This window comes from Pseudarthrobacter sp. J47, from assembly GCF_049810315.1.
GTDB lineage: Bacteria > Actinomycetota > Actinomycetes > Actinomycetales > Micrococcaceae > Arthrobacter.
Genome location: NZ_CP187358.1, coordinates 2,673,405 through 2,695,885, shown reverse-complemented (window position 1 = coordinate 2,695,885; position 22,481 = coordinate 2,673,405). Strand labels below are relative to the sequence as shown.

General features: G+C 63.6%; 19 protein-coding genes. 11 read left to right on the top strand and 8 right to left on the bottom strand.

Going from position 1 to position 22,481, the window contains the following annotated elements; genetic code table 11:
* The first annotated feature begins 143 nt into the window (after nucleotides 1–143).
* Complete coding sequence (locus tag ACPJW8_RS12335) at nucleotides 144–896, top strand: sigma-70 family RNA polymerase sigma factor (RefSeq protein WP_330187702.1); 753 nt, start codon at nucleotides 144–146, stop codon at nucleotides 894–896.
* On the top strand, nucleotides 893–1,153 hold the full coding sequence (rsrA, locus tag ACPJW8_RS12330) for a mycothiol system anti-sigma-R factor (RefSeq protein WP_330187703.1): 261 nt from the start codon (nucleotides 893–895) through the stop codon (nucleotides 1,151–1,153). Before ACPJW8_RS12335 ends, rsrA begins: the two co-directional genes overlap by 4 nt.
* Nucleotides 1,154–1,248: 95 nt before the next feature.
* On the opposite strand, the gene ACPJW8_RS12325 is transcribed toward rsrA, so the two are convergent.
* From ACPJW8_RS12325 to ACPJW8_RS12305, 5 genes are all read right to left on the bottom strand, one after another.
* Entirely contained in the window at nucleotides 1,249–1,323 is a 75-nt protein-coding gene (locus tag ACPJW8_RS12325) for a 50S ribosomal protein bL37 (RefSeq protein WP_369299106.1), read from the bottom strand.
* Between the two features lie 91 nt (nucleotides 1,324–1,414).
* Nucleotides 1,415–2,227 (bottom strand): DUF4097 family beta strand repeat-containing protein, encoded by an 813-nt coding sequence (locus ACPJW8_RS12320; protein ID WP_330187704.1) that lies wholly within the window; start codon nucleotides 2,225–2,227, stop codon nucleotides 1,415–1,417.
* Between the two features lie 41 nt (nucleotides 2,228–2,268).
* Nucleotides 2,269–2,868 carry a GDSL-type esterase/lipase family protein gene (locus tag ACPJW8_RS12315; RefSeq protein WP_330187705.1) on the bottom strand — a complete coding sequence of 200 codons (600 nt, stop codon included), beginning with the start codon at nucleotides 2,866–2,868 and terminating at the stop codon, nucleotides 2,269–2,271.
* Nucleotides 2,869–2,987: 119 nt separating this feature from the next.
* The gene (locus ACPJW8_RS12310) at nucleotides 2,988–6,782 is read right to left on the bottom strand and encodes a multifunctional oxoglutarate decarboxylase/oxoglutarate dehydrogenase thiamine pyrophosphate-binding subunit/dihydrolipoyllysine-residue succinyltransferase subunit (protein WP_330187706.1); all 3,795 of its coding nucleotides are present in this window, start codon (nucleotides 6,780–6,782) and stop codon (nucleotides 2,988–2,990) included.
* Nucleotides 6,783–6,999: 217 nt separating this feature from the next.
* Entirely contained in the window at nucleotides 7,000–7,263 is a 264-nt protein-coding gene (locus ACPJW8_RS12305; protein ID WP_330187707.1) for a hypothetical protein, read from the bottom strand.
* Nucleotides 7,264–7,676: 413 nt separating this feature from the next.
* On the opposite strand from ACPJW8_RS12305, the gene ACPJW8_RS12300 reads away from it, so the two are divergent.
* The 5 genes from ACPJW8_RS12300 to ACPJW8_RS12280 all read left to right on the top strand — a co-directional run bounded on the left by ACPJW8_RS12300 (nucleotide 7,677) and on the right by ACPJW8_RS12280 (nucleotide 12,914).
* Complete coding sequence (locus ACPJW8_RS12300; protein WP_330187708.1) at nucleotides 7,677–9,026, top strand: hemolysin family protein; 1,350 nt, start codon at nucleotides 7,677–7,679, stop codon at nucleotides 9,024–9,026.
* On the top strand, nucleotides 9,023–10,129 hold the full coding sequence (locus ACPJW8_RS12295) for a hemolysin family protein (protein WP_330187709.1): 1,107 nt from the start codon (nucleotides 9,023–9,025) through the stop codon (nucleotides 10,127–10,129). The genes ACPJW8_RS12300 and ACPJW8_RS12295 overlap by 4 nt, the downstream gene beginning before the upstream one ends.
* 100 nt (nucleotides 10,130–10,229) lie before the next feature.
* A complete protein-coding gene (locus ACPJW8_RS12290; protein ID WP_330187710.1) occupies nucleotides 10,230–11,177 on the top strand; it encodes a metal ABC transporter solute-binding protein, Zn/Mn family in 948 nt (315 codons plus the stop codon).
* Nucleotides 11,178–11,993, top strand: coding sequence for a metal ABC transporter ATP-binding protein (locus ACPJW8_RS12285; protein ID WP_330187711.1), 816 nt, complete (start codon nucleotides 11,178–11,180; stop codon nucleotides 11,991–11,993). It begins immediately after the preceding gene.
* On the top strand, nucleotides 11,994–12,914 hold the full coding sequence (locus ACPJW8_RS12280) for a metal ABC transporter permease (protein ID WP_330187712.1): 921 nt from the start codon (nucleotides 11,994–11,996) through the stop codon (nucleotides 12,912–12,914).
* On the opposite strand, the gene ACPJW8_RS12275 is transcribed toward ACPJW8_RS12280, so the two are convergent.
* Entirely contained in the window at nucleotides 12,911–13,372 is a 462-nt protein-coding gene (locus ACPJW8_RS12275; RefSeq protein ID WP_330187713.1) for a Fur family transcriptional regulator, read from the bottom strand. The genes ACPJW8_RS12280 and ACPJW8_RS12275 overlap by 4 nt on opposite strands.
* A gap of 101 nt (nucleotides 13,373–13,473) precedes the next feature.
* Here ACPJW8_RS12275 and ACPJW8_RS12270 point away from each other — a divergent pair, with 101 nt between their 5' ends.
* A complete protein-coding gene (locus ACPJW8_RS12270; protein WP_330187714.1) occupies nucleotides 13,474–14,130 on the top strand; it encodes an MBL fold metallo-hydrolase in 657 nt (218 codons plus the stop codon).
* Nucleotides 14,131–14,240: 110 nt separating this feature from the next.
* On the opposite strand, the gene ACPJW8_RS12265 is transcribed toward ACPJW8_RS12270, so the two are convergent.
* A complete protein-coding gene (locus ACPJW8_RS12265; RefSeq protein WP_330187715.1) occupies nucleotides 14,241–15,782 on the bottom strand; it encodes an alanine/glycine:cation symporter family protein in 1,542 nt (513 codons plus the stop codon).
* A 267-nt stretch (nucleotides 15,783–16,049) separates the two neighbouring features.
* Between ACPJW8_RS12265 and ACPJW8_RS12260 the strand changes: the two genes are divergently transcribed.
* From ACPJW8_RS12260 to ACPJW8_RS12250, 3 genes are read left to right on the top strand one after another with little or no spacing between them, the layout of a single operon-like run.
* Nucleotides 16,050–16,904 carry a sulfurtransferase gene (locus tag ACPJW8_RS12260; protein ID WP_330187716.1) on the top strand — a complete coding sequence of 285 codons (855 nt, stop codon included), beginning with the start codon at nucleotides 16,050–16,052 and terminating at the stop codon, nucleotides 16,902–16,904.
* Nucleotides 16,901–18,061, top strand: coding sequence for an NAD(P)-dependent alcohol dehydrogenase (locus tag ACPJW8_RS12255; protein WP_330187717.1), 1,161 nt, complete (start codon nucleotides 16,901–16,903; stop codon nucleotides 18,059–18,061). Before ACPJW8_RS12260 ends, ACPJW8_RS12255 begins: the two co-directional genes overlap by 4 nt.
* Nucleotides 18,058–18,486, top strand: a complete 429-nt coding sequence (locus tag ACPJW8_RS12250; protein ID WP_330187718.1) for an HIT family protein — start codon at nucleotides 18,058–18,060, stop codon at nucleotides 18,484–18,486. Before ACPJW8_RS12255 ends, ACPJW8_RS12250 begins: the two co-directional genes overlap by 4 nt.
* A gap of 41 nt (nucleotides 18,487–18,527) precedes the next feature.
* On the opposite strand, the gene hrpA is transcribed toward ACPJW8_RS12250, so the two are convergent.
* On the bottom strand, nucleotides 18,528–22,472 hold the full coding sequence (gene hrpA / locus ACPJW8_RS12245) for an ATP-dependent RNA helicase HrpA (RefSeq protein WP_330187719.1): 3,945 nt from the start codon (nucleotides 22,470–22,472) through the stop codon (nucleotides 18,528–18,530).
* Nucleotides 22,473–22,481: the final 9 nt, after the last annotated feature.

Sequence of the window (22,481 nt, the reverse complement as noted above, 5' to 3'; positions counted from 1 at the left end):
TGGACTTTTTGACGCTGTTGAAGCCGGCGGAAACGGAAGCATCAGGACCCATGAAGCTCGAGGCTGCGGACTTTGATCCGGAAGCTTCCGCGCAAGAGTACGGCCTGCGGCCATCCCACGGTGTCGCAGTAGACTTGAGCGCAATGAGTACCCTGGATCCGGCCTCGACGGCCATGTACCAAGCTGCAGGCGGCAATGCCGGCAGCGAAGCAGACCCGGCACACGCTGAGGATGCCGTAGAAACCTACGCCGACTCCGGTCCGGACGTGGATGTTGCGGCCGAGTCCACGGAGGAACGCCGCGTCCGGTTTGAGCGGGATGCCATGCAGTACGTGGACCAGCTCTACTCGGCGGCCATGCGGATGGCGCGGAATCCGGCAGACGCTGAGGACCTGGTGCAGGAGGCCTACACCAAGGCGTTCTCGGCTTTCCATCAGTACAAGCCCGGAACAAACCTCAAGGCCTGGCTGTACCGGATCCTCACCAACACGTACATCAACCTGTACCGCAAACGGCAGCGTGAACCCCTGCAGTCCAACTCAGACACCATCGAGGATTGGCAGCTGGCACGGGCAGGTTCGCACACATCCACGGGCCTGCGCTCGGCCGAGGCCGAGGCGCTGGACCACCTTCCGGATTCCGACGTTAAGCGCGCCTTGCAGGCGATCCCCGAAGAGTTCCGCCTGGCGGTCTACTTCGCGGACGTCGAAGGCTTCGCGTACAAGGAAATTTCGGACATCATGAACACCCCCATCGGCACCGTCATGTCCCGGTTGCACCGCGGCCGCAAAATGCTGCGGGACATGCTTGCCGACTACGCCGCGGAACGCGGTTTCAAATCAGCAGGCGGGCCCAGCAATGAGGCCGCAGGGACACAACAGGAGAACACGAAATGAGCGACTGCCAGGGATTGGGCGATTGCGACGACACCCGGATGCAACGCATCTACGAATACCTTGACGGAGCGCTGACCCGCGAGGACCTGGGTGAAATCAAGCAGCACCTGGACGACTGCCCGGAGTGCGCCGAGCAGTACGACCTCGAATGCGTGATCCGCAACCTGGTGAAGCGGTCCTGCACCGAGTCTGCGCCGGAAAACCTCAAGAACGCCATCCTGGACCGGATCCACGCAATCCGAACCGTTGAAGCCTGAGGCGCCGGCTTCAGGACGAACCCCTTAAAGCAAGCAGCCCCGGAACCGAATGGTTCCGGGGCTGCTTGCTTTAAGCCGTTATCCCAAGCGCTTGCTTAGGTGTTGGGGCGCTTCCCGTGGTTCGCGCCGCCACGCTTACGGTCACGACGCTTGCGTGCTCGCTTGCTCATAGCTGGCCTCCTTAATGTTGGTACTCAAAAGAGCTGCCCTCAAGTCTCCCACATCAGGGCACCGGCTGCGAACCGGGACACCCCTCGTGGCCTACGCCTCTGAAGCAGGCTTGTGCGCGAAGGTGACCGTTCCGGAAACGGAGTTGGTCCTGGCCAGCAGCAGGCGGGCATCGGGTCCCGCGATGGTTTGCAGCTTTCCACCGGCCGGACTGTAGGACTGGTTATCGATCACAAATCCGCCACCGGGGGAGTTGGCCACCAGGTCAACGCCGACGTCGGCCGGGAGCAGGACCGTCAAATCACCGGACACGGAATTGGCGCCAAAGTCCTCGGTGAATCCGAGGAGGTCAAAGGTCATGTTTCCGCTCACGGTGTTGGCCCGGATATGGGTGAAACGGCCCGAGGCCGCAACCTCACCCGACACGCTCTTGGCGGTCAGGACGCCGTCGTGGTCCACGACCGTCACCCCGCCGCTGACCGTGTTGACATGCAGGTCTCCGCTGGTTGCAGCCGTGCTGAGCGTCCCGGAGACAGTGTTGAGCTTGACGTGTGCCTGGAGGCCCGTGATGTTGCCGGTGCCGCTGACAGTACCTGCCTCGACGTCGGCCGTTGCGGGCAGCTGGATGCTGATAACTGCGGAATTCGCGGTGTTCGTATGGACGGTCTGCATCAGGCTCCGCAGCCATCCCTGGGGGCCGTGCGGCTGTTGCCGGATCTCCAGGTGTCCGTCGCTGGAAGAAACCGTGAGGGGCTCGCCCTGGACGTCACTGATCGTGATGTGCGTCCGGCCGTCAGGCGCGGGGCTGATGTCGAAGCTGCCACGGAATACGCCAAGCTTGAGGCTGCTGACATCGTCGACGTCGATGGTCTGCGGATCCGAAACGGTCCAGCTCTGCTCAGTCATGCTTCCTCCGGTGTGGGATAAATCGTGACGGTTACTTCACGTTACTCGGTGGCCTCCAGGCCCAGCCACTGGAACCATCCGCGGTGCAGGACCAGCCAGGCCATGAGCCCATAACCGGCCTGGCCGGGGCTGCCGCTGTTGGCGGCCAGGTCCTGCCGCCACTGCTCGTGGTTCAACAACGGTGAAAAGGTGTCCACATACAGGTGCTTCCGGCGTGTTGTGACATCCGCAAAGGCGGTGTTGAGGTCATCCAGCTTACGGTTCTGTACCGGATCCAACGTGGGCGGCGGTCCAACGACGAACACTTCGATGCGGTTCTGTGAGGCGGAGTCCAGGATGTTGGCCAGGTTCAGGCGGCTCCGGGCAGTCGAGACGCCGAACTCGATATCGCGGCCGGACAGCCCGATGATCAGCCGGTTCTCATGGTTATCGCCAAAACGCCTGCTGGCTTCCTCCAGCCAGCGCGCTGCCAGTCCCTCGGTGCCTTCTTCGGGGCAGGGCAGCGGGTAGCTCTCCAGCGTCAGGTTATCTTGCGGGGTGCGGGCCAGGACACGGCCAAGCCAGCCGAGCGCCCGGGGATCGCCCAGTCCGGCCAGCAGTTCATCTCCTACAGCTGCAATGCGCAGCTTCCTGTCTTCCACAAGTGCCTCTTAACTTCGGTGGTCTGCTTCTGTGCCTGCATGCAATGGGCGTCTACCCATTAAACAGAACTGCCCGGCTGGAGTCGGGGATTTCGACGTCCGGCCGGGCAGTTGCTGTATTACTTTCGCGCGAATGCCTGTTTCAGCAGGGCATCCTGCTCAGCCGCATGCCTCTTCATGGATCCTGCTGCCGTGGAAGCAGACGCGGGCCGCGAGATGAGGCGGATCCGCCGGTCAAGCTCATTTGGCAGGTTCAGGCCGATGAACGGCCACGGGCCCTGGTTCGCGGGTTCGTCCTGTGCCCAGACAACTTCTGCGTTCGGGTACTTGGCGAGCTCCGCCGCAATTTCCTCGGACGGCAGCGGGTACAGCTGCTCAACCCGGACAATCGCGGTGGTCTTGTCTTCGGTCTTCTGCCGGGTGGACAGGAGGTCGTAGTACAGGCGGCCCGAGACCAGCAGGACACGCTCGACGGCGTCACCCGCCGGTGCCTCGTGGTCCGGGATGACCGGGAGGAAGCTGCCCTGCGTGAAGTCCTCCACGGACGAAGCCGCAGCCTTCAGGCGGAGCAGCTGCTTCGGAGTGAAGATGATCAGCGGCTTGCGCGGCCTGCTGTATGCCTGGCGGCGCAGCAGGTGGAAGTGCGAAGCGGCAGTGGTGGGGTTGGCCACGATCATGTTTTCCTCGGCGCACATCTGCAGGAAGCGTTCGATGCGCGCGGACGAGTGGTCAGGGCCCTGGCCTTCGTAGCCGTGCGGCAGCATAAGGACAAGCGATGAACGCTGGCCCCACTTCTGCTCGGCGGAGGAAATGAACTCATCGATGATGGTCTGGGCGCCGTTGACGAAGTCACCGAACTGGGCTTCCCACAGCACCAGGGCATCGGGCCGCTCAACCGAGTAGCCGTACTCGAAGCCCATGGCTGCGTATTCGGACAACAGGGAGTCATAGATCCAGAGCTTTGCCTGGTCGTCGCTCAGGTGACCCAGCGGCATCCATTCGTTGCCGTTGGCGCGGTCATGGAACACCGCGTGCCGCTGGACGAAGGTACCGCGGCGCGAGTCCTGGCCTGCGAGGCGGACGGGAACGCCTTCCATGATCAAGGATCCGAAGGCGGCGATTTCGCCAAAGCCCCAGTCGATGCCGCCGTCGCGGGACATCTGCTCACGCTTCTCCAGCAGCTGCTTCAGCTTGGCGTGGACGGTGAATCCTTCGGGGATTTCCAGGTGTACCTGGCCGATGCGGGCAAGGGTCTCTGCGGAAATCGCGGTGGATTTCGGAGCATTTATTCCGGAATCCGCACGCTGGGCGATGGGCCGTTCGATGTCCGACACCGCAGCGGAATCCGCCGTGATGATCGGGATCGGGGAGGTCTGGGCGGCGTGGGTCTCAGCAAAGACCCGCTCCAGGCGTTCCTGGTAGTCGCGGAGCAGCTGCTCGGCTTCTTCTTCGGTGATGTCGCCACGGCCGATCAGGGATTCGGTGTACAGCTTGCGGACGGAGCGCTTGGCTTCGATCAGGTTGTACATCATGGGCTGCGTCATCGAAGGGTCATCGCCTTCGTTGTGGCCGCGGCGGCGGTAGCAGACCATGTCGATGACGACGTCCTTGTGGAAGCGCTGGCGGAACTCGTAGGCGAGCTGGCCAATACGGACCACTGCTTCAGGATCATCACCGTTCACGTGGAACACCGGTGCCTGGATCATCTTGGCGACGTCCGTGGAGTAAGTGGACGAACGGGAGGACGACGGCGCGGTGGTGAAGCCCACCTGGTTGTTGACCACAACGTGGATGGTTCCACCCGTGCGGTAACCGCGCAGCTGGGAGAGGTTGAGGGTCTCGGCAACTACACCCTGGCCAGCGAACGCGGCGTCGCCGTGCACCATGATGGGCAGAACGGGGAAGCCTTCGCCTTGGTCCAGCCGGTCCTGCTTGGCACGGACGATGCCTTCGAGCACGGAGTCGACGGCTTCGAGGTGAGACGGATTGGCAGCCAGGTAGACCTTGGTCTCGTTGCCAAGGTCCGAGGTGAAGGTACCCTCGGTGCCCAGGTGGTACTTGACGTCACCGGAGCCCTGGACGGAGCGGGGATCCTGCGTGCCTTCGAATTCCCGGAATACCTGGGCGTAGGTCTTGCCGGCGATGTTCGTCAGTACGTTGAGGCGGCCACGGTGGGCCATGCCGATCGCCACTTCATCGAGTCCGTCGTCTGCGGCGTCGGAGATGATCGAGTCCAGCAGCGGAATGAGGGATTCGCCGCCTTCGAGCGAGAAGCGCTTCTGGCCCACGAACTTGGTCTGCAGGAACGTCTCAAAGGCCTCGGCAGCGTTCAGCTTGGAGACGATGCGCAGCTGCTCTTCACGGCTGGGCTTGGAGTAAGGGTGCTCCAGCTGGTCCTGGAACCACTTGCGTTCCTCAGGTTCCTGGATGTGCATGTACTCGATGCCGGTGGTGCGGCAGTAGGCGTCCCGAAGCACGCCGAGGATGTCGCGGAACTTCAACATGGGCTTGCCGCCGAAGCCGCCTGTAGGCCACTCACGGTCCAGGTCCCACAACGTCAGGCCGTAGGTGAGCACATCGAGGTCCGGGTGCTTGCGCTGGACGTACTCGAGGGGGTTGGTGTCTGCCATCAGGTGGCCGCGCACACGGTAGGAGTGGATCAGCTGCTGGATCCGGGCAACCTTGTTGATTTCGTCTGCCGGATCAATCTGAAGGTCCGGGCTCCAGCGCACGGGCTCGTAGGGGATGCGCAGCGATTCGAAGATCTCGTCGTAGAAGTTCTGCGCACCCAGCAGGAGTTGGTGGACCAGCTTGAGGAATTCGCCGCTGCCTGCGCCCTGGATGACACGGTGATCGTACGTGGACGTGAGCGTGAGAACTTTGCTGATCGCGTTGTGGGCGATGATTTTCTCGCTGGCGCCCTGGAACTCTGCCGGGTAGTCCAATGCACCGACGCCGATGATGGCGGCCTGGCCCTTGGACAGTCGGGGAACGGAGTGAACCGTGCCGATGCCGCCCGGGTTGGTGAGGGAGACGGTGGTGCCGGAGTGGTCATCAGCAGTCAGTTTGCCGTTGCGGGCGCGCTTGATGAGGTCCTCGTAGGTGTGCCAGAACTCGGAGAAGTTGAGGGTCTCCGCCTTCTTGATGTTCGGCACCATAAGGAGGCGGCTGCCATCGGGCTTGGGCATGTCGATGGCGATGCCGAAGTTGACGTGTGCCGGCTGGACAGCGACAGGCTTGCCGTCCACTTCGTCGTAGTACACGTTCATGGAGGGGAACTGGGAGAGCGCCCGGATGACGGCGTAGCCGATCAGGTGCGTGAAGGAGACCTTGCCGCCGCGGGCACGGGCAAGGTTGGAGTTGATGACCACGCGGTTGTCGATGAGCAGTTTGGCCGGGATGGCGCGGACGCTGGTGGCCGTGGGAACTTCAAGGCTGGTCACCATGTTGGCGGCGATGGCCTTGGCCGGTCCCTTCAGGACGGAGACGGCGTCCTGCTCCGGGGCCGAAGGGACGTTGGTGTTCTTCGGAAGCTGCGCGGGGATGGGCGCCGTTGTGGTGCCGGCCTTGGGCTTGCTCGCTCCATCGCGGGCAACAACGGCAGGATCCTTCTTGGCAGCCGGAGCCGCAGGCGCCTGGGCGGCAGGAGCTGCTGCAGGCTTGGCCGGCGTCGTTGCCGGGGCGGCCTCCTGCTTCTGCACTACCGGGAGTTCACGCGTAGCGGGGTGCTGCCCGGCAGGAACGCCGTTCCCGTTGGCGGATGAATCAGTGCCCGAGTCGAAGGATTCGAACAGCGGCCACCACTTGGCGTCCACGGCGTTCTTGTCCTTTTGGTACTGCTCGTACAGTTCGTCAACGAGCCACTCGTTTCCGCCAAATTCCTCTGGTAGACGGTGGCTAGGCTGCTCTGGCACTTGAAATACGCCTCTTCCATGAGATTGATTTCCCTCTGGTTTCCACTGTGCAACGGCACTACAAAGAACCAGCTTCTGCGTCCTCTGAACCCAGACCTTTGCCAGTCTAGTGAGCGCGGCGGGTATTCCCCAATAAGGGTGACCCAAATCATGAGATGACGTAAAACGCACTGTGGGCCCGGACACTTTGTGTCCGGGCCCACAGTTATAAGGGCTCTTAGTGTGAGGCCTTTTCCTGCTCAGCAGCGTTCTTGGTGGCCTGCTGGCCGGCGTCCTCGAGGGCCTGGGCAACCTTGGCGAGGGAGGAAACGTGCTGGCCGTTCCACTCGTTGCGGAAGCGGTCAGCGTCCGGGCCCTTCCAGTCGGTGCCGGCGAGAACCTTGGTCAGCGTCGACTTCTGCTTCTCGATCTCAGCGGAACCGGCCTTCAGCTTGGTTCCGAGCTTCTTGAGTTCTGCAACATCTGCACCCCAGATAGCCATGATGTATCTCCTTCAAGTAGGTACTGCCCTGATTCCCAGCCATCCGGCCGGGTTGTTGAGACAAAGCTATCCCGGCCACGCTCCGCCGTCGATGGACACAAGTACCCATACAGAACTCCCCCCCCCGCGAAAGCGGCAGGACTGCTCCTGTAGACTGGGATCCTTATGGACAGTAAATCTAGGTGCCGGCCTGGGGACTGTCAGCGGGGCAGGATATTTCGCTCCGCTGCTGTCACCCGCAGAGCCGGCAAACCCCGAGCACGCGCCCATTATTCTCCGGCCAGTAACTGGTCCGTGGAATCAGACATCAAGGAAACAGCGTCGGCTTCCGCTGACCATCCTCCACCGGGCAGTTTCCCCCGGAATATCCAGCAGCCCAGTCCTGTCCGCTCCTTCATGGGGAGCGGTTTCTGATGGAATGGCTTCTGCTTGCCGCCGGCCTGCTCCTGATTGCCGGTACCGGCTTTTTTGTGGCCGTCGAGTTCTCCCTGATCGCCCTTGACCAGCCCACCGTCCAGCGGGCCATTGATGGGGGCGATACCGCGGCCATCCCGCTGCTCAAGTGCCTCAAATCCTTGTCCACTCAGCTGTCCAGCTGCCAGCTGGGCATTACCCTCACCACGCTCCTTACGGGCTACGTGATGGAACCGTCCGTGGGCCGGCTCCTGGAGCCGCTCCTGCACGCCGCAGGCGTCCCGGCCGTTGCGGCCGGGTCTGTTTCCCTGGTCATCGCCATGGTGTTGGCGACGCTGCTGTCCATGCTCCTGGGTGAGCTGGTGCCCAAGAACATGGCGATCGCGCTGGCCTTCCCCGTAGGCCGCTTTGTGGCGCGCCCGCAACTGCTCTTCACGGCCATCTTCAGGCCCGCGATCGTGGTCCTGAACGGATTCTCCAACCGGGTCCTGCATCTCTTCGGCCTGGAGGCCAAGGAGGAAATCTCGGGCGCTCGCACCCCTGCGGAGCTCTCCTCCCTGGTGCGTCGCTCGGCGGAGATGGGGACCCTTGATCCCGGGACGGCCAACTTCGTGGCCCGCACCCTGAGCTTCTCGGCCCGGACGGCTGCCGACGTTATGACACCCCGGATCCGGGTGGAAACCATCGACGCCGACCAGCCCGTAGCCGACATCGTGGACGCCGCACGGCGGACGGGCTACTCGCGGTTCCCCGTCATCGGTGATTCCTCTGACGACATCCGCGGCGTTGTCCACGTGAAGAAGGCGATTGCTGTCCCGGCCGAGCGCCGCGGCAAGCTGGAGGCCGGTGCCATCATGACCGATGTCCTCCGTGTACCCGAAACCATCCACCTCGATGCCCTCCTGGCGGAACTGCGTGAAGGAAACCTGCAGCTCGCCGTCGTTCTTGATGAATACGGCGGCACGGCCGGCATTACAACCCTGGAGGACCTCGTCGAGGAGATTGTGGGCGAAGTTGCCGATGAACACGACAAGGTCCGGCCCGGGCTCCTCCAAAGCGCCTCGGGGGATTGGTACTTCCCGGGCCTGCTGCGTCCTGACGAACTGTCAGAGCAGATTCCCGGCCTCGTTGTGCCTGACGAGTCAGCCTATGAAACTGTGGGCGGCTTTGTGATGAGCCAGCTGGGCAGGATTGGTGCCGTGGGTGACACTGTCGAGGTGACCGGCGGAACCCTGACGGTGACCCGGATGGACGGCAGGCGGATCGACAGGATCTGCTTCAGCCCTGCACGGGGGGACGGCCCGGATCACGCAGGCGCTGAAGGTTCCCAGCAGGAGGCCGGACGATGAGCGATTGGGCCGGAATTGCCTGGCTGGTGGTCCTGCTGTTGGGCAACGCCTTTTTTGTGGCATCAGAGTTTGCCATTATGTCCGCGCGTCGCAGCCAGATCGAACCCCTGGCTGACGCCGGATCAAAGCGGGCACGGACAACACTGCGGGCCATGGAAAATGTCTCGCTGATGTTGGCCTGCGCCCAACTGGGGATTACCGTGTGCTCCCTGTTGATCCTCCAGGTGGCCGAACCGGCGATCCATCATCTTCTTGCAGAACCGCTGCACGCGGTGGGAATTCCGGTGGAAGCCGCTGACGTCGGGGCGTTTGTCATCGCCCTGCTGCTGGTGACCTTCCTGCACGTGACGTTCGGCGAAATGGTGCCGAAGAACATTTCGGTTTCCGTTGCGGACAAGTCTGCGTTGCTGCTGGCCCCGCCGCTGGTTTTTGTAGCCAAGCTGGTGAACCCGGTTATTTCAGTACTCAACTGGTCCGCTAACCACATCCTGCGGCTGATGAAGATCGAGCCCAAGGACGAGGTCACGTCCACCTTTACCCTGGAGGAAGTGCAGTCCATTGTTCAGGAATCCACCCGTCACGGCCTGGTGGACGATGAGGCCGGTCTGATTACCGGTGCGCTGGAGTTTTCGGAGCACACGGCGCGGAGCATTATGGTGCCGGTGGAGGACCTGGTCATGATGAAATCAACCACCACACCTGTCCAGTTCGAAAAGGCGGTCAGCCGGACCGGCTTTTCCCGCTTCCCCATGCTTGATGATGAAGGCATGCTGGCCGGTTATCTCCACGTAAAGGACGTACTGTCCATACCGCAGGAGAGCTACGACGCCCCGATCGCCGAAAGCAGGATCCGTTCGCTGGCCAACCTGGCACTGGATGACGAAATCGAGAAGGCCATGTCCGTGATGCAGCGGACGGGATCGCACCTCGCCCGTGTCATCGGCCCTGACGGTCAGACTAGGGGAGTGCTGTTCCTGGAAGACGTCATAGAGCAGCTTGTGGGCGAAATCCGCGACGCCACCCAGGCCACGGGTATCCGGCGGCTGGGCCAGGAGGAGCAGTCGAGAGGGAACGACCGGGGACGCCATGGGAATTCTAAATAGGAATCATTCCTAATTAGGACTACACTGATGGGTAATCAACCCTTCCTTCCTGATCTGAGGTAATTCCGTGCGCCGTTTCCCCCGTGCTACTGTTCCGGCCTTGGCTGCTGCCACCGGCAGTGCCCTCGTTCTGTTGCTTTCGTCCTGCGCAAGCACGCCCGAACCGGCGGTAACAGGCAGTAGTGACGCCGTCCAGGTCGTTGCTTCCACCAACGTTTACGGGGACATCGTGGAAGCCATCGGCGGTGATGCGGTAAGCGTCACGTCCATCATTTCCAGGACCAGCCAGGATCCGCACTCGTATGAAGTCACTGCGCAGGACAAGCTTGCTGTTTCCAAGGCTGCCCTCGTGGTGGGCAACGGCGGCGGATACGACGAGTTCCTGCATTCGCTGGCCGACGAAGCGGGCCTGACCGGTGACCGGTTCATTGAGGCTGTAGAGATTTCCGGGCTTGCTCCCGAAGAGGAAGCCGGTGCGGAGACGGAAGCGGCCGGCGGGGAGCACCACCATGACCACGGCGAGTTCAACGAGCACGTCTGGTACAGCTTCGCCGCCATGTCCGCCGTCGCCGATGCCGTGGCGACGGAACTGGGCGAGATCAAACCGGATGCGGCAGGGACGTTTGATGCAAACGCCACCGCCTTCAAGGACAGCCTGGCAGGATTGACGGGGCAACTGGACGCCCTGGCAGCGGGGTCAGCCGGGAAGGGCGTCCTCATGACGGAGCCCGTGCCGTTCTACCTTCTCGAAGCGGCGGGACTGGAGAACGTCACTCCTGCCGACTACAGTTCAGCGATAGAGGAAGGCAATGACGTTCCGCCTGCCACGCTCCAGGAAGCCACCAGGTTGGCGGGCTCTCCGGACATCGCGTTCCTCGCCTACAACCAGCAGACCGAGGGTCCCCAGACACAGGCAGTCAAGCAGGCTGCCGAAGCCGCCGGCGTGCCGGTTGTGAATTTCAGTGAGACACTGCCTGAAGGCGCGGGATACCTGGCCTGGATGACGGACAATGTTCAGAACGTCAAGGAAGTCTTGGAGAGCAAATAGTTGAAACCAGTGGTCAGCCTTCGCGGCGCGTCCCTGAAGTTCGGAAAACGGGCGCTCTGGGAAGACCTGGACCTGGACATCAGGCCGGGCGAGTTCTTCGCCGTGCTTGGCCCCAATGGCAGCGGCAAGACCAGTTTCCTCAAAGTCCTGCTTGGCCTGCAGGAACTCCACGCAGGTCAGGTAAGCCTGGGTGGAGCTCCGGTGGAACGCGGCAGCAGCCTGATTGGCTACATCCCGCAGCAGAAGTCGTTTGCTCCGGATACTCCGATGCGTGCCCGGGACCTGGTGGGCCTGGGTGTGGATGGCCACCGCTGGGGCGTCAGGTTCAAGCCACGCCAGGCCGCCCGCAGGATTGATGCGCTGCTGGAGGAAGTGGGGGCCACGGAGTATTGCAACGTGCCGGTCGGCCAGCTTTCCGGCGGAGAACAGCAGCGGCTGAGGGTAGCCCAGGCGCTGGCCACGAGCCCCAAAGTCCTGCTGTGCGATGAACCGCTGCTTTCACTTGACCTGCGCCACCAGCAGGCCGTGAGCGCATTGATCAACAAACAATGCCGGGAGCAGGACAGTGCAGTCGTGTTCGTCACCCATGAGATCAACCCCGTGATCGACTACGTGGACAGGGTGCTCTACCTCGCCGGCGGCAAGTTCCGCGTGGGGACGCCCGAGGAGGTTATGACCACCGAAGTGCTGTCTGAGCTGTACGGCAGCCATGTGGACGTCATCCACGCCAACGGCAGGATCGTCGTTGTGGGTCTTCCGGATGCCACCACCCATCACCACGCGGACGAGCACTCGCTGGCCGGAGAGGTGCTCTAGATGGACCTGCAGGAAATCCTTCGGTCAATTTTCAACTTTGACAACTACGGCGAGCTGCTGGTCCTGGTCCAGAATTCCATCTGGGCGGGAGCTGTACTGGGCCTTCTTGGTGGCCTGGTGGGAACGTTCGTGATGAAGCGGGACCTGGCGTTCGCGGTGCACGGCATCTCGGAGCTTTCCTTTGCCGGTGCTGCCTTTGCACTGCTGATTGGCGCGGACATCATTTTCGGTTCACTGCTGGGATCGGTGGCCGCGGCCCTGACCCTGGGTTTTATGGGCGTGCGCGCACGGGACAAGAATTCCATCATCGGCGTCATCATGCCTTTTGGCCTGGGCCTGGGCATCCTGTTCCTGGCCTTGTACGAGGGACGTGCTGCCAACAAGTTCGGCCTGCTCACCGGACAAATTGTGTCCGTTGACACCGTCCAGCTCCAGGCGCTGGCGGGCACAGCCGTTGTGGTCATGCTGGTGCTTGTTGCCATCTGGAGGCCGCTGAGCTTTGCCAGCGTGGATCCTGAGGTTGCTGAAGCGCGCGGGGTTCCCGTGCGGGCGCTTTCCATCGGCTTTATGCTGCTGCTCGGTGTGAGCGTTGCCTTGTCCATCCAGGTGGTGGGGGCGCTCCTGGTGCTGGCCCTGCTGATTACGCCTGCGGCCGCTGCCCTGCGGGTATCGTCCGCGCCCTGGGCGGTGGTGCTGCTGAGCGTTGCCTTCGCTGTGACGGCAACTGTGGGCGGAATCCTGTTGGCTTTGGGCGGCCGTCTCCCCATCAGCCCGTACGTCACCACGTTGTCGTTCCTGATTTATGTGGTGTGCAGGGTGGTCGGGAACGTCCGTTCGCGCCGTGGCATGAATGGCCGGACCGCGCCCCGGGATGCAGAACTTACGACGCCGGAACGCCAGCGGGCCGGTCAGCCAGCCTAGAGCTTTCCCGCGGCCTTGAGGGCGGTACAGTCCGGGCAGAGGCCAAAGATCTCCACGGTGTGCGCAACCTCGGTGTAGCCGTTTTCCCTGGCAATCCTTGCGGCCCAGGTTTCCACCGCGGGAGCTTCAATTTCCACGGCCTTGCCGCAGTTCCGGCAGAGCAGGTGGTGGTGGTGGCCGGATACGGCACAACGACGGTACACCGCCTCGCCGTCCCCGGTGCGCAGGACGTCCACCAGGCCCTCATCTGCCAGTGACTGGAGGATGCGGTAGGCAGTGGCCAGGGATACGGAAACGCCCTGGTTCTGCAGCAGCCGGTACAACTCCTGCGTGCTGACGAAGTCGTCGAGTTCATCCAGAGCGGCGCTGACGGCCAAGCGTTGCTTGGTGACGCGCTGCTCCTTGCCCGCGGGGGCAGGGGAGGCTGCCGCGGCGTCGGCGTGGCTGCCGTGGGGCATGGCTGGGCTCGCTTCCTGATGTGGTTGGCAATGTCCCAGATTACCAGCGGGCGCAGGCGGAAGCGTGGACACTGCCCGCGGGCCTTCTTTACGCTGGCTGTATGAAGCTCACCAAGTTCACGCACTCCTGTGTGCGACTGCAGAAGGACAACCAGGTCCTGGTGATTGACCCGGGCACCTACTCGGAAGCGGCTGAGGCGCTGGAGGGTGCCAATGCCGTGCTGGTCACCCACGAGCATCCGGACCACATAGATGTTCCGGCCGTCCTGGCGGCGCTGGGAAGCAACTCCGGGCTGGAAGTCCATGCGCCGGCCGGCGTGGCTGCGGAACTGTCCGCAAAGGCAGGGTCCGACGGCGGCAGGGTGCACGCCGTCGAAGCCGGTGGTTCGTTTGAGGCCGGGGGTTTTTCCGTTCGGTCCTTTGGAGGCCAGCACGCCCTCATCCACCCCCTGATTCCGATGGTGGCAAACATTGGCTATCTCGTGGACGGGAGCATTTTTCATCCCGGTGATTCATTTGTTGTGCCCGACGGCATCGGGGTGAAAACCCTTCTGCTGCCGCTGCATGCGCCCTGGTCCAAGGTGGGAGAGGTGCTGGACTTCGTTGTATCGGTCCGGGCGCCCCAGGCATACCCGATCCACGACGCCCTGCTTAACGATGTGGGGCGGGGGCTGATCGAGGGCCACGTGGAACGCATTGGCGGGAAATACGGCACCACGTACACCAGCCTTTCGCCGCGGGAGTCCGTGGAGATATAACAGACCGCGGGCGGTCCCTCCTGCAAAAGGAGGGACCGCCCGCGGTTTGGAAGACGGGTTCCGGGAGCCGGATCGGCCGGGTGCCTGATCGGCGGGAGCCAGGGGTTGCCTTAGGCCTTGCCGGCCGTTGCCTTCTCCTTTTCGGGAGCATAGGTTTCCCAGAACGTTGCTCCGGTGATGCCCAGCTCCTTCGGATTGAAGACAGGGTCCAGGCCGTGCTTCTTCTGGCGCTCGTAGTCCCGCAGCGCCTTGAAGGCCGGCTTCTGCAGGATCAGGATGCCGATGATGTTCAGCCACGCCATGGTGCCCACGCCGATGTCGCCCAGGGCCCATGCTTCAGTGGCCGTGGTAACGGCGCCGACGGCAGATGCCACCAGGATCAGGACCTGCAGGGCCAAGGTGGTGAGGCGTCCCAGGCTGGTGCGGATACCGGGAACGACGAACGTTGCGCCCTTGCCCAGCAGGAACTGCAGGTTGGTCTCTGCCATGTAGTAGTACGCGATGATCGTCGTGAGGCAGAAGAAAATCAGCGACAGAGCAATGAAGGAGGCACCGACGCCCGGGAACACCGTGTCGAATCCACTCTGGGCATACGCGGGACCCACAGCTGCCGCTGCGGAAAGGGAACCGCCGTCGGCAAGGACGGCACCGGCGGCGGAACCGCCCTCGAAGACCCTGTACGCACCGGTTGAAAGGATGAGGAAGCCGGTGGCGGAGCAGACGAAGAGTGTGTCGATGTAGACGGCGAATGCCTGGACGAGGCCCTGCTTTGCGGGGTGGGAGACCTCCGCGGCCGCTGCGGCGTGCGGGCCGGTGCCCTGGCCTGCTTCATTGGAGTAGACGCCGCGCTTGACGCCCCACATAACGGCCAGGCCGATGATGGAGCCGAAGGCGGCGTCGAGGCCGAAGGCGCTCGCAAAGACGTCGGAGATGACCCTGGGGAGTTCTGACGCGTTCGCGAAGACAACAATGAGGGAGAGCAGGATGTAGGCAAGTGCCATGAACGGAACCACAACAGAGGCGAACGCGGCGATGCGCTTTACTCCGCCAATGATCACGAAGGCCAGCACGATCACGGTGCCGACGGCAACCACCCACGGTGCCACACCCCAGGCGCCCTCAATGGCTGACGCCATGGAGTTGGACTGCACGCCGGGCATCAGGACGCCGCAGGCCACGACTGTGACAGCAGCGAAGACAAAGCCGTACACGGTAAAGAATTTGGCCCCGCGTGTGTGCGCGAGTGCCCTGCTGAAGTAGTAGGCAGGCCCGCCGCGGTACTCGCCGGTGATCCGGTCCCTGCTCTTGTAGATCTGGCCGAGCGTTGACTCGACGAAGGACGTTGATGCCCCGAGGAACGCAACAGCCCACATCCAGAACAGGGCTCCCGGGCCACCAAAGGCGATCGCCGTGGCAACGCCGGCGATGTTTCCTGTTCCGACACGTCCGGAAAGGGACATGGCCAGCGCCTGGAACGAGGAGACTCCCGACGGCGACTTCTCGCCTTTGACAAGCAGCCGGAGCATTTCAGGGACCTGGCGCACCTGCACGAAGCGGGAACGGATGGAGAAGTAGACTCCGGTGGCCAAACATAAATAGACGAGCCAATCGCTCCAGATAACGCTGTTGATGTTGTCGAGAACATCACTCATAGAATCCACCTCCGTGTTGCGGGCAATACGCCAATACTGCACAGCCGAGATTTCGACGGTGTTTCAGCCGGGTGCGCGCATGCGATTTGTTGTTCTGGCGGAACGGACTGCCAGAGGCCATGGGCCGGCATTGATTCTCTCAGGACCAAGGTGTTTATGCCGGGAAATCCGGAAGATTTGTCTGGGATGCCAGACTCGCGGCGAGTGTTGGAGGTCACGCTAAGCTTGCCGGGGTGCCAGAAGGCCGGTTGTCACGAAGGAGACGTTATGAAAACCGTGGTGGATGCACTGACTTTGAAAACACGCCTCGACTCCGGCGAACGGATCGTCCTCTTGGATGTCCGTTGGGTGCTCGGCGATCCGAACGGACACGCGCACTACCTGGAAGCCCACATACCCGGAGCCGTGTACGTGGACCTCCACCACGAGCTCGCGGATCCCGCCGTGCAGGGTGCCGGCCGGCACCCGCTCCCGGCGAAGGAAGCTCTGCAGCGGAGCGCCCGTGCCTGGGGCATCAATGCCGGCGATACCGTGGTGGCCTATGACGACAACGGAAATACCGCTGCTGCACGTGCCTGGTGGCTTCTGCGGGACGCAGGCGTATCGTCCGTCTTTATGCTCGACGGCGGACTTGGGGCCTGGCGGGCGGCAGGACTGCCGCTAAACAAGGGTGAACACGCCCCGCTTCCGGGCAACGTGGTTCTTGGCCGCGGCCACCTCCCTGCGACTGACATGCCCGGCGCGTCGGACTGGCACCGGCACGGTCTCCTGCTTGATGCGCGGGCCGGTGAGCGATACCGGGGCGAACTGGAACCGGTTGATCCGCGGGCCGGTCATATTCCAGGGGCCCTAAGCGCCCCGACCGGGGAGAACCTTGACGCGACCGGACGATTCCTTCCGCCGGACCAGCTCCGTGCCCGGTTCAAGGACCTTGGGGTTGATGACGGGACAGACGTCGCAGTGTATTGCGGCTCCGGCGTCACCGCCGCGCACCAGATTGCTGCCTTGGAGATTGCCGGCTTCCGGGCCACGCTGTACCCGGGTTCGTTCTCGCAGTGGTCTTCAGAACCGTCGAATGAGGTAGCAGTCGGCGCTGATCCCGGTGGTAGCGTCGGAGAATGACTCCAGGACGACCCGTACCGCCCCCGCTCGCCAAGCCCCTGCCGGATACCGTTTCCCAGGCTCCATCAGGTTCCCCCGATGGCTCGCTGGCGGCGGCTTATGGTGCCGTGAGCCCGGAGAGCGGCTTGCTTCCGATGACTGTAACCCGCCGCGCGCCGGGCATTGACGACGTCGAGATTGCCATCCTGTACTGCGGGCTCTGCCACTCGGATGTGCATGCCACCCGGGGCGAATGGTCAGCTCCCCGTTATCCGCTGGTGCCCGGGCATGAGATTGTGGGCACGGTCCGCCGCGTGGGTGCCGGCGTTAAGGACTTTGCAGTGGGTCAACTGGTGGGCGTTGGCTGCATGGTGGACTCCTGCCGCGAATGCGCCAGCTGCCTGGACGGCCTTGAGCAACACTGCGAGCGCGGCATGGTGGGCACATATGGAGCGGTGGACGCGCGGCAGGGCGGCAGCATCACGCAGGGCGGTTATTCCCGGTCCGTGGTGGTTGACCGCCGTTATGTGCTTCGCGTTCCGGAGGCACTTGATCCGGCCGCCGCTGCGCCGCTGCTGTGCGCCGGGATCACCACGTACTCGCCGCTGCGCAGGTTTGGCGTGAAACCGGGCCACGCCGTAGGAGTTGTGGGGCTGGGCGGACTGGGCCACATGGCCGTGAAGCTTGCCAAGGCGATGGGAGCCGTGGTGAAGGTCTTTACGACGTCCCCGGCGAAGATTGCCGCAGCCACAGACCTCGGTGCCGACGGCGTCATACTGTCTGCGGACCCCGCTGCAATGCGGGAGGCCTCGCGGACCCTTGACGTCATTATCGACACGGTGGCCGCTCCGCACGATCTCAATCCCTACCTGGAGACCCTGCGCCGGGATGGCGCCTTGTTCCAGCTGGGCCTTCCCTCGGGCGCGATGCCCCCGGTCAACCCCGGACTGCTGATCCGCCGGCGCCTCGCCTATACAGGGTCACTGATCGGCGGCATTGCCGAGACCCAGGAAATGCTGGATTTCTGCGCCGCGAACAACGTGGTCTCCGACATCGAAATGGTGGGGGCTGACGGGCTCAACGACGCCTACGATCGAATGGTGGCAGGCGACGTAAGATACCGCTTTGTCCTGGATACCAGTACTTTGCAGGCTCCGGCCGGAAAGGCAGACGCATGAGCACCCTGTTTACCAAGATCATCAATGGCGAAATCCCGGGCCGTTTTGTCTGGCGCGAGCCGGACGTCGTTGCCTTCCTGACGGTCGCGCCACTGGCGGACGGCCACACCCTGGTGGTTCCCACCGAGGAAGTGGACCGCTGGACGGATGCCCGCCCGGAGACGGTGGCCAAGGTGATGGAAGTGGCCCGCCGCATCGGAGCCGTCCAGGTAGAGGCCTTTGGAGCACCCAGGGCAGGCCTGATCGTGGCGGGCTACGAGGTAAACCACATGCACGTCCACGTCTGGCCGTCGCGGTCCATGGCGGACTTCGACTTCGCCAATGCGGACAGCAACCCGGACCAGTCGGCCCTGGACGCCAACGCCGAGACGATCCGGGAAGGACTTCGCGCCGCCGGATACGGCGAAGCGGTGCCTGCCGCTTAAGTAACGGTTCCCGGGCCGGGCGGACCCGGCCGGGGAACTGTTCAGGCGGGCGCCAGTGCCTTGTTCAGCGCCACCCGGATCCGCTTCTCGGACACCGGGTAGGCCGTTCCCAGCTCCACGGCGAAGAGGCTGACGCGCAGTTCCTCGATCATCCAGCGGACGTGTTCCAGTCCTGTGGCAGCACGCCGGGCAGGGGGCAACGCGGCTGTGGCGTCGTCGTAATCGTCTTCGAGCCGCTGCACCACCGCCATGTTGTTGGCGTCCCGCTGGACGTTGCCCGGCAGTTTCTCCAGCCGCTTCTCGATCGCGGCCAGGTAGCGCGGTACCTGGCTGAGCTGGGCATACCCCGTCTTAGCCACGAACCCGGGATAAACCAGCTGCTCCAGTTGGCTGCGGATGTCGTTGAGCGCGCTGATCAGCGCCAGGCTGGTGGTGCCCTTGAGCTGTGCCTGGATCCGCCGGGTGCTCGCAAGGATCCGCTCCACCACCGCCGTCACGGTGAATACTGTGTCGATCAGTTCCGCCCGGACCTGCTCGTAGAGTGCGTCGAAGGCGGCGCGGTCCCAGGGCAACTCAGCCGGGGTCAGCTTGTCGATCGCCGCCAGTGCGCAGTCCGCGATCAAGGCAGAGACAGAACCGTGGGGGTTCTGGCTGAAGGTGAGTTTTTCGGTGTTGTTCAGGTGTTCCAGGACGTACCGGTCCGGGGAGGGGACGCGGAGCGCGAGCAACCGGATCACACCTGCGCGCATGGATGCCTGCTGTTCCAGGGGGCTCTGGAAGACGCGCAGGGCCACCGAACCGCCTTGGTCCACGAGTGCCGGGTAACCGGTGACGGTGTGGCCGGCCACCAGGTTGCTGACCTGCCGGGGCAGCGTTCCAAAGGACCATTCCAGCAGTCCGGACTGCTCAGCGAACCCGGCTACCGGGGCTGCCTGGGCGCCGTTTGAAGCTGCAGTGTTCGACGCCGGTACTCCGGGGCCCTTTTTCCGTGCAGCGGGGGCAGTGGTGGCGGGGGTGGCACCGAGGGATTCGGCGATCGCGCGCCTGGTGGCGGGAGCCAGCCGTTCCTGGAGCCCCGCGAGGTCCTTGCTTTCATCCAGCACCTTGCCCTTGCTGTCCACCACCTTGAAACTCACACGCAGGTGCGCGGGAACGGCGTCCCAGTTCCAGGATCCGGGCGGAATCACAACGCCCTTGATGCGGCGCAGTGCAAGTTCCAGCGAAGGTTCAAGCTCGTCGCCGGCAGGGTCAAAGTCTTGCTCCAGCGCGGCCACGGCCTGTCGCGCCACGTCCGGAGCCGGCACGAAATTCTTGCGGATCTGCTTGGGGAGCGACTTGATCAGGGCAGTGACGAGTTCCACCCGCTGGCCGGGGATCAGCCAGCGGAAAGCGGCGTCGTCGAGCTGGTTCAGGAAAAGGACCGGCACCTCTGCCGTGACGCCGTCGGACGGATTGGGCGGTGAGCCGGGCGCAACCGGGTGGAACTCGTAGGTGAGCGGCAGGTCAAAGCCCTTGTGGTGCCACACCTTGGGGAATGCCGACTCGTCGAGTTCCTCTGCGCCTTCGCTCAGGAGCAGCGACTGGTCAAAGTCCAGCAGGTCCGGCTGGTGGTGGCGGGCGTCCTTCCACCACTTGTCGAAATGCCGGGCGGACACCACTTCCGGCCCGATCCGGGCATCGTAAAACTCGAAGAGCGTTTCGTCGTCCACCAGGAGGTCCCGGCGGCGCATCCGTGCTTCCAGCTCCTCGACTTCGTTCAGGAGGGCCTGGTTGCGGTGGAAAAACTTGTGGTGGGTCTTCCAGTCGCCCTCCACCAGGGCGTGCCTGATGAACAGCTCCCGGGAAAGCTCAGGATCCACGCGGCTGTAGTTGATCCGGCGCTGGGGAATGATGGGCACGCCGTACAGCGTGACCTTCTCATAGGCCATCACCGCGCCCTGCCTGCTGGACCAGTGCGGCTCGCTGTAGCTGCGCTTCACCAGCCCCGGGGCCACCTGCTCCGCCCACAGCGGATCAAAGGAGGCCGCAACCCGTGCCCACAGCCGGCTGGTCTCCACCAGTTCGGCCGCCATCACAAACGTTGGGGACTTCTTGAACAACGCCGAGCCCGGGAAGATGGCGAACCGGGTTCCGCGGGCGCCGGCATATTCGCGCTTGCGTTCGTCAAGGATGCCGATGTGGCTCAGCAGGCCGGAGAGCAGGCTGATGTGGATGGCATCGTGGTTGCCAACAGGGTCAACGGTCCGGGTGTTGTCCAGGCTGATGCCCAGCGGCCGTGCCAGCTGGCGGAGCTGGGCAAAGAGGTCCTGCCATTCGCGCACGCGGAGGTAGTTGATGAACTCGTTGCGGCACAGCCTGCGGAATGCGGAGGAGGACAGTTCCTGTTGCTTTTCCTGCAGGTAGTTCCACAGGTTCAGGTAGCCGGTGAAGTCGGATTTCTCGTCCCGGAACCTGTTGTGCTTTTCGGCTGCCAGCTGTTGCTTGTCCTGCGGGCGCTCTCGCGGATCCTGGATTGTCAGCGCTGCCGCCAGGATCATGACCTCGCGGACGCAACCGCGCTGGCCCGCCTCCACGATCATCCGGCCCAGCCTTGGGTCTACGGGCAGCTGCGCAAGCTTTTGCCCGACGGCGGTGAGGCCGCTTCCGCGGGCACCCTTGCGTTCGTCTCCTGCCGGGGCATTGGCCAGGGCACCGAGTTCGCGCAGCAGTGTCACGCCGTCGTTAATGGCCCGTGTTTCAGGCGGTTCCACAAAGGGGAAATTCTCCACGTCCTTCGGGCCACGGGCCACGCCCATGGCCGTCATCTGCAGGATCACTGCCGCAAGGTTGGTACGCAGGATCTCCGGATCAGTGAACTGGGGCCGGGACTCGAAATCCTCTTCCGAATAGAGCCGGATCGCGATGCCGTCCGAGACGCGCCCGCAGCGGCCGGAACGCTGGTTCGCAGAGGCCTGGGAGACGCGTTCAATGGGCAGCCGCTGGACCTTGGTGCGATGCGAATAGCGGGAGATGCGGGCGGTGCCCGTATCAATCACGTACTTGATGCCCGGCACCGTCAGCGAGGTTTCGGCAACGTTGGTGGCAAGCACAATGCGCCGCTTGGAGCCCGGATGGAACACCTGGTGCTGCTCCTGCAGGCTCAGCCGGGCGAACAGCGGCAGGACCTCGGTGCCGGCCAGCCGCCGGTTGGATTGGATCCTTGCCTTCAGGGCATCAGCGGCGTCGCGGATCTCGCGCTCGCCGGAGAAGAACACCAGGATGTCCCCGGGTGCTTCCAGGGCCAGTTCGTCGACGGCGTCACATACGGCGTCCAGCGGGTCCCGGTCCTCCTCCAAGGCGTCGTCGGAGAGGTTCTCGGAGTCCTCGGCAGAAGCAGGCTGGGACAGCGGCCTGTAGCGGATCTCCACCGGGAAGGTACGGCCGGAGACCTCGATGATGGGCGCCGGTGCGTCCTCGGCGCCGAAGTGCTTCGCGAACCGTTCGGGATCGATGGTGGCCGAGGTGATGATGATCTTCAGGTCCGGGCGCTGCGGCAGGATCCGCTTGAGGTAGCCCAGGATGAAGTCGATGTTGAGGCTGCGTTCATGGGCCTCGTCAATGATGATGGCGCTGTACTTGCGCAGCAGCTTGTCGCGCTGGATTTCTGCCAGCAGGATGCCATCGGTCATCAGTTTGACCTTGGTGGTGGGCCCCGTCTCGCCGGTGAACCGGACCTGGTAGCCCACCTCCTGGCCCAGCTCGACGCCGAGTTCCTCCGCAATGCGTTCCGCAACCGTCCGCGCTGCGAGGCGCCGCGGCTGGGTGTGGCCGATCAGGCCCTTGTCCCCGAGGCCCAGTTCCAGGCACATCTTGGGGATCTGGGTGGTCTTACCGGAACCGGTCTCGCCGGCGATGATGGTCACCTGGTTGGCTGCAATGGCTGCCATCAGGTCCTCGCGGCGCTCGGAGACCGGCAGCTCGGCGGGGTAGGAGATATGAAGTGTCATGGCTGCAGC

Excerpts from the sequence above, each read along its gene's own strand:
- ACPJW8_RS12305 (WP_330187707.1), bottom strand. The coding sequence starts at position 7,263 with ATGGCTATCTGGGGTGCAGATGTTGCAGAACTCAAGAAGCTCGGAACC.
- ACPJW8_RS12270 (WP_330187714.1), top strand. The coding sequence starts at position 13,474 with ATGAAGCTCACCAAGTTCACGCACTCCTGTGTGCGACTGCAGAAGGAC.
- hrpA (WP_330187719.1), bottom strand. The coding sequence starts at position 22,472 with ATGACACTTCATATCTCCTACCCCGCCGAGCTGCCGGTCTCCGAGCGC.
- ACPJW8_RS12275 (WP_330187713.1), bottom strand. The coding sequence starts at position 13,372 with ATGCCCCACGGCAGCCACGCCGACGCCGCGGCAGCCTCCCCTGCCCCC.
- ACPJW8_RS12300 (WP_330187708.1), top strand. The coding sequence starts at position 7,677 with ATGGAATGGCTTCTGCTTGCCGCCGGCCTGCTCCTGATTGCCGGTACC.
- ACPJW8_RS12320 (WP_330187704.1), bottom strand. The coding sequence starts at position 2,227 with ATGACTGAGCAGAGCTGGACCGTTTCGGATCCGCAGACCATCGACGTC.
- ACPJW8_RS12255 (WP_330187717.1), top strand. The coding sequence starts at position 16,901 with ATGACTCCAGGACGACCCGTACCGCCCCCGCTCGCCAAGCCCCTGCCG.
- ACPJW8_RS12260 (WP_330187716.1), top strand. The coding sequence starts at position 16,050 with ATGAAAACCGTGGTGGATGCACTGACTTTGAAAACACGCCTCGACTCC.
- ACPJW8_RS12250 (WP_330187718.1), top strand. The coding sequence starts at position 18,058 with ATGAGCACCCTGTTTACCAAGATCATCAATGGCGAAATCCCGGGCCGT.
- ACPJW8_RS12265 (WP_330187715.1), bottom strand. The coding sequence starts at position 15,782 with ATGAGTGATGTTCTCGACAACATCAACAGCGTTATCTGGAGCGATTGG.
- ACPJW8_RS12335 (WP_330187702.1), top strand. The coding sequence starts at position 144 with ATGAGTACCCTGGATCCGGCCTCGACGGCCATGTACCAAGCTGCAGGC.
- ACPJW8_RS12295 (WP_330187709.1), top strand. The coding sequence starts at position 9,023 with ATGAGCGATTGGGCCGGAATTGCCTGGCTGGTGGTCCTGCTGTTGGGC.
- rsrA (WP_330187703.1), top strand. The coding sequence starts at position 893 with ATGAGCGACTGCCAGGGATTGGGCGATTGCGACGACACCCGGATGCAA.
- ACPJW8_RS12280 (WP_330187712.1), top strand. The coding sequence starts at position 11,994 with ATGGACCTGCAGGAAATCCTTCGGTCAATTTTCAACTTTGACAACTAC.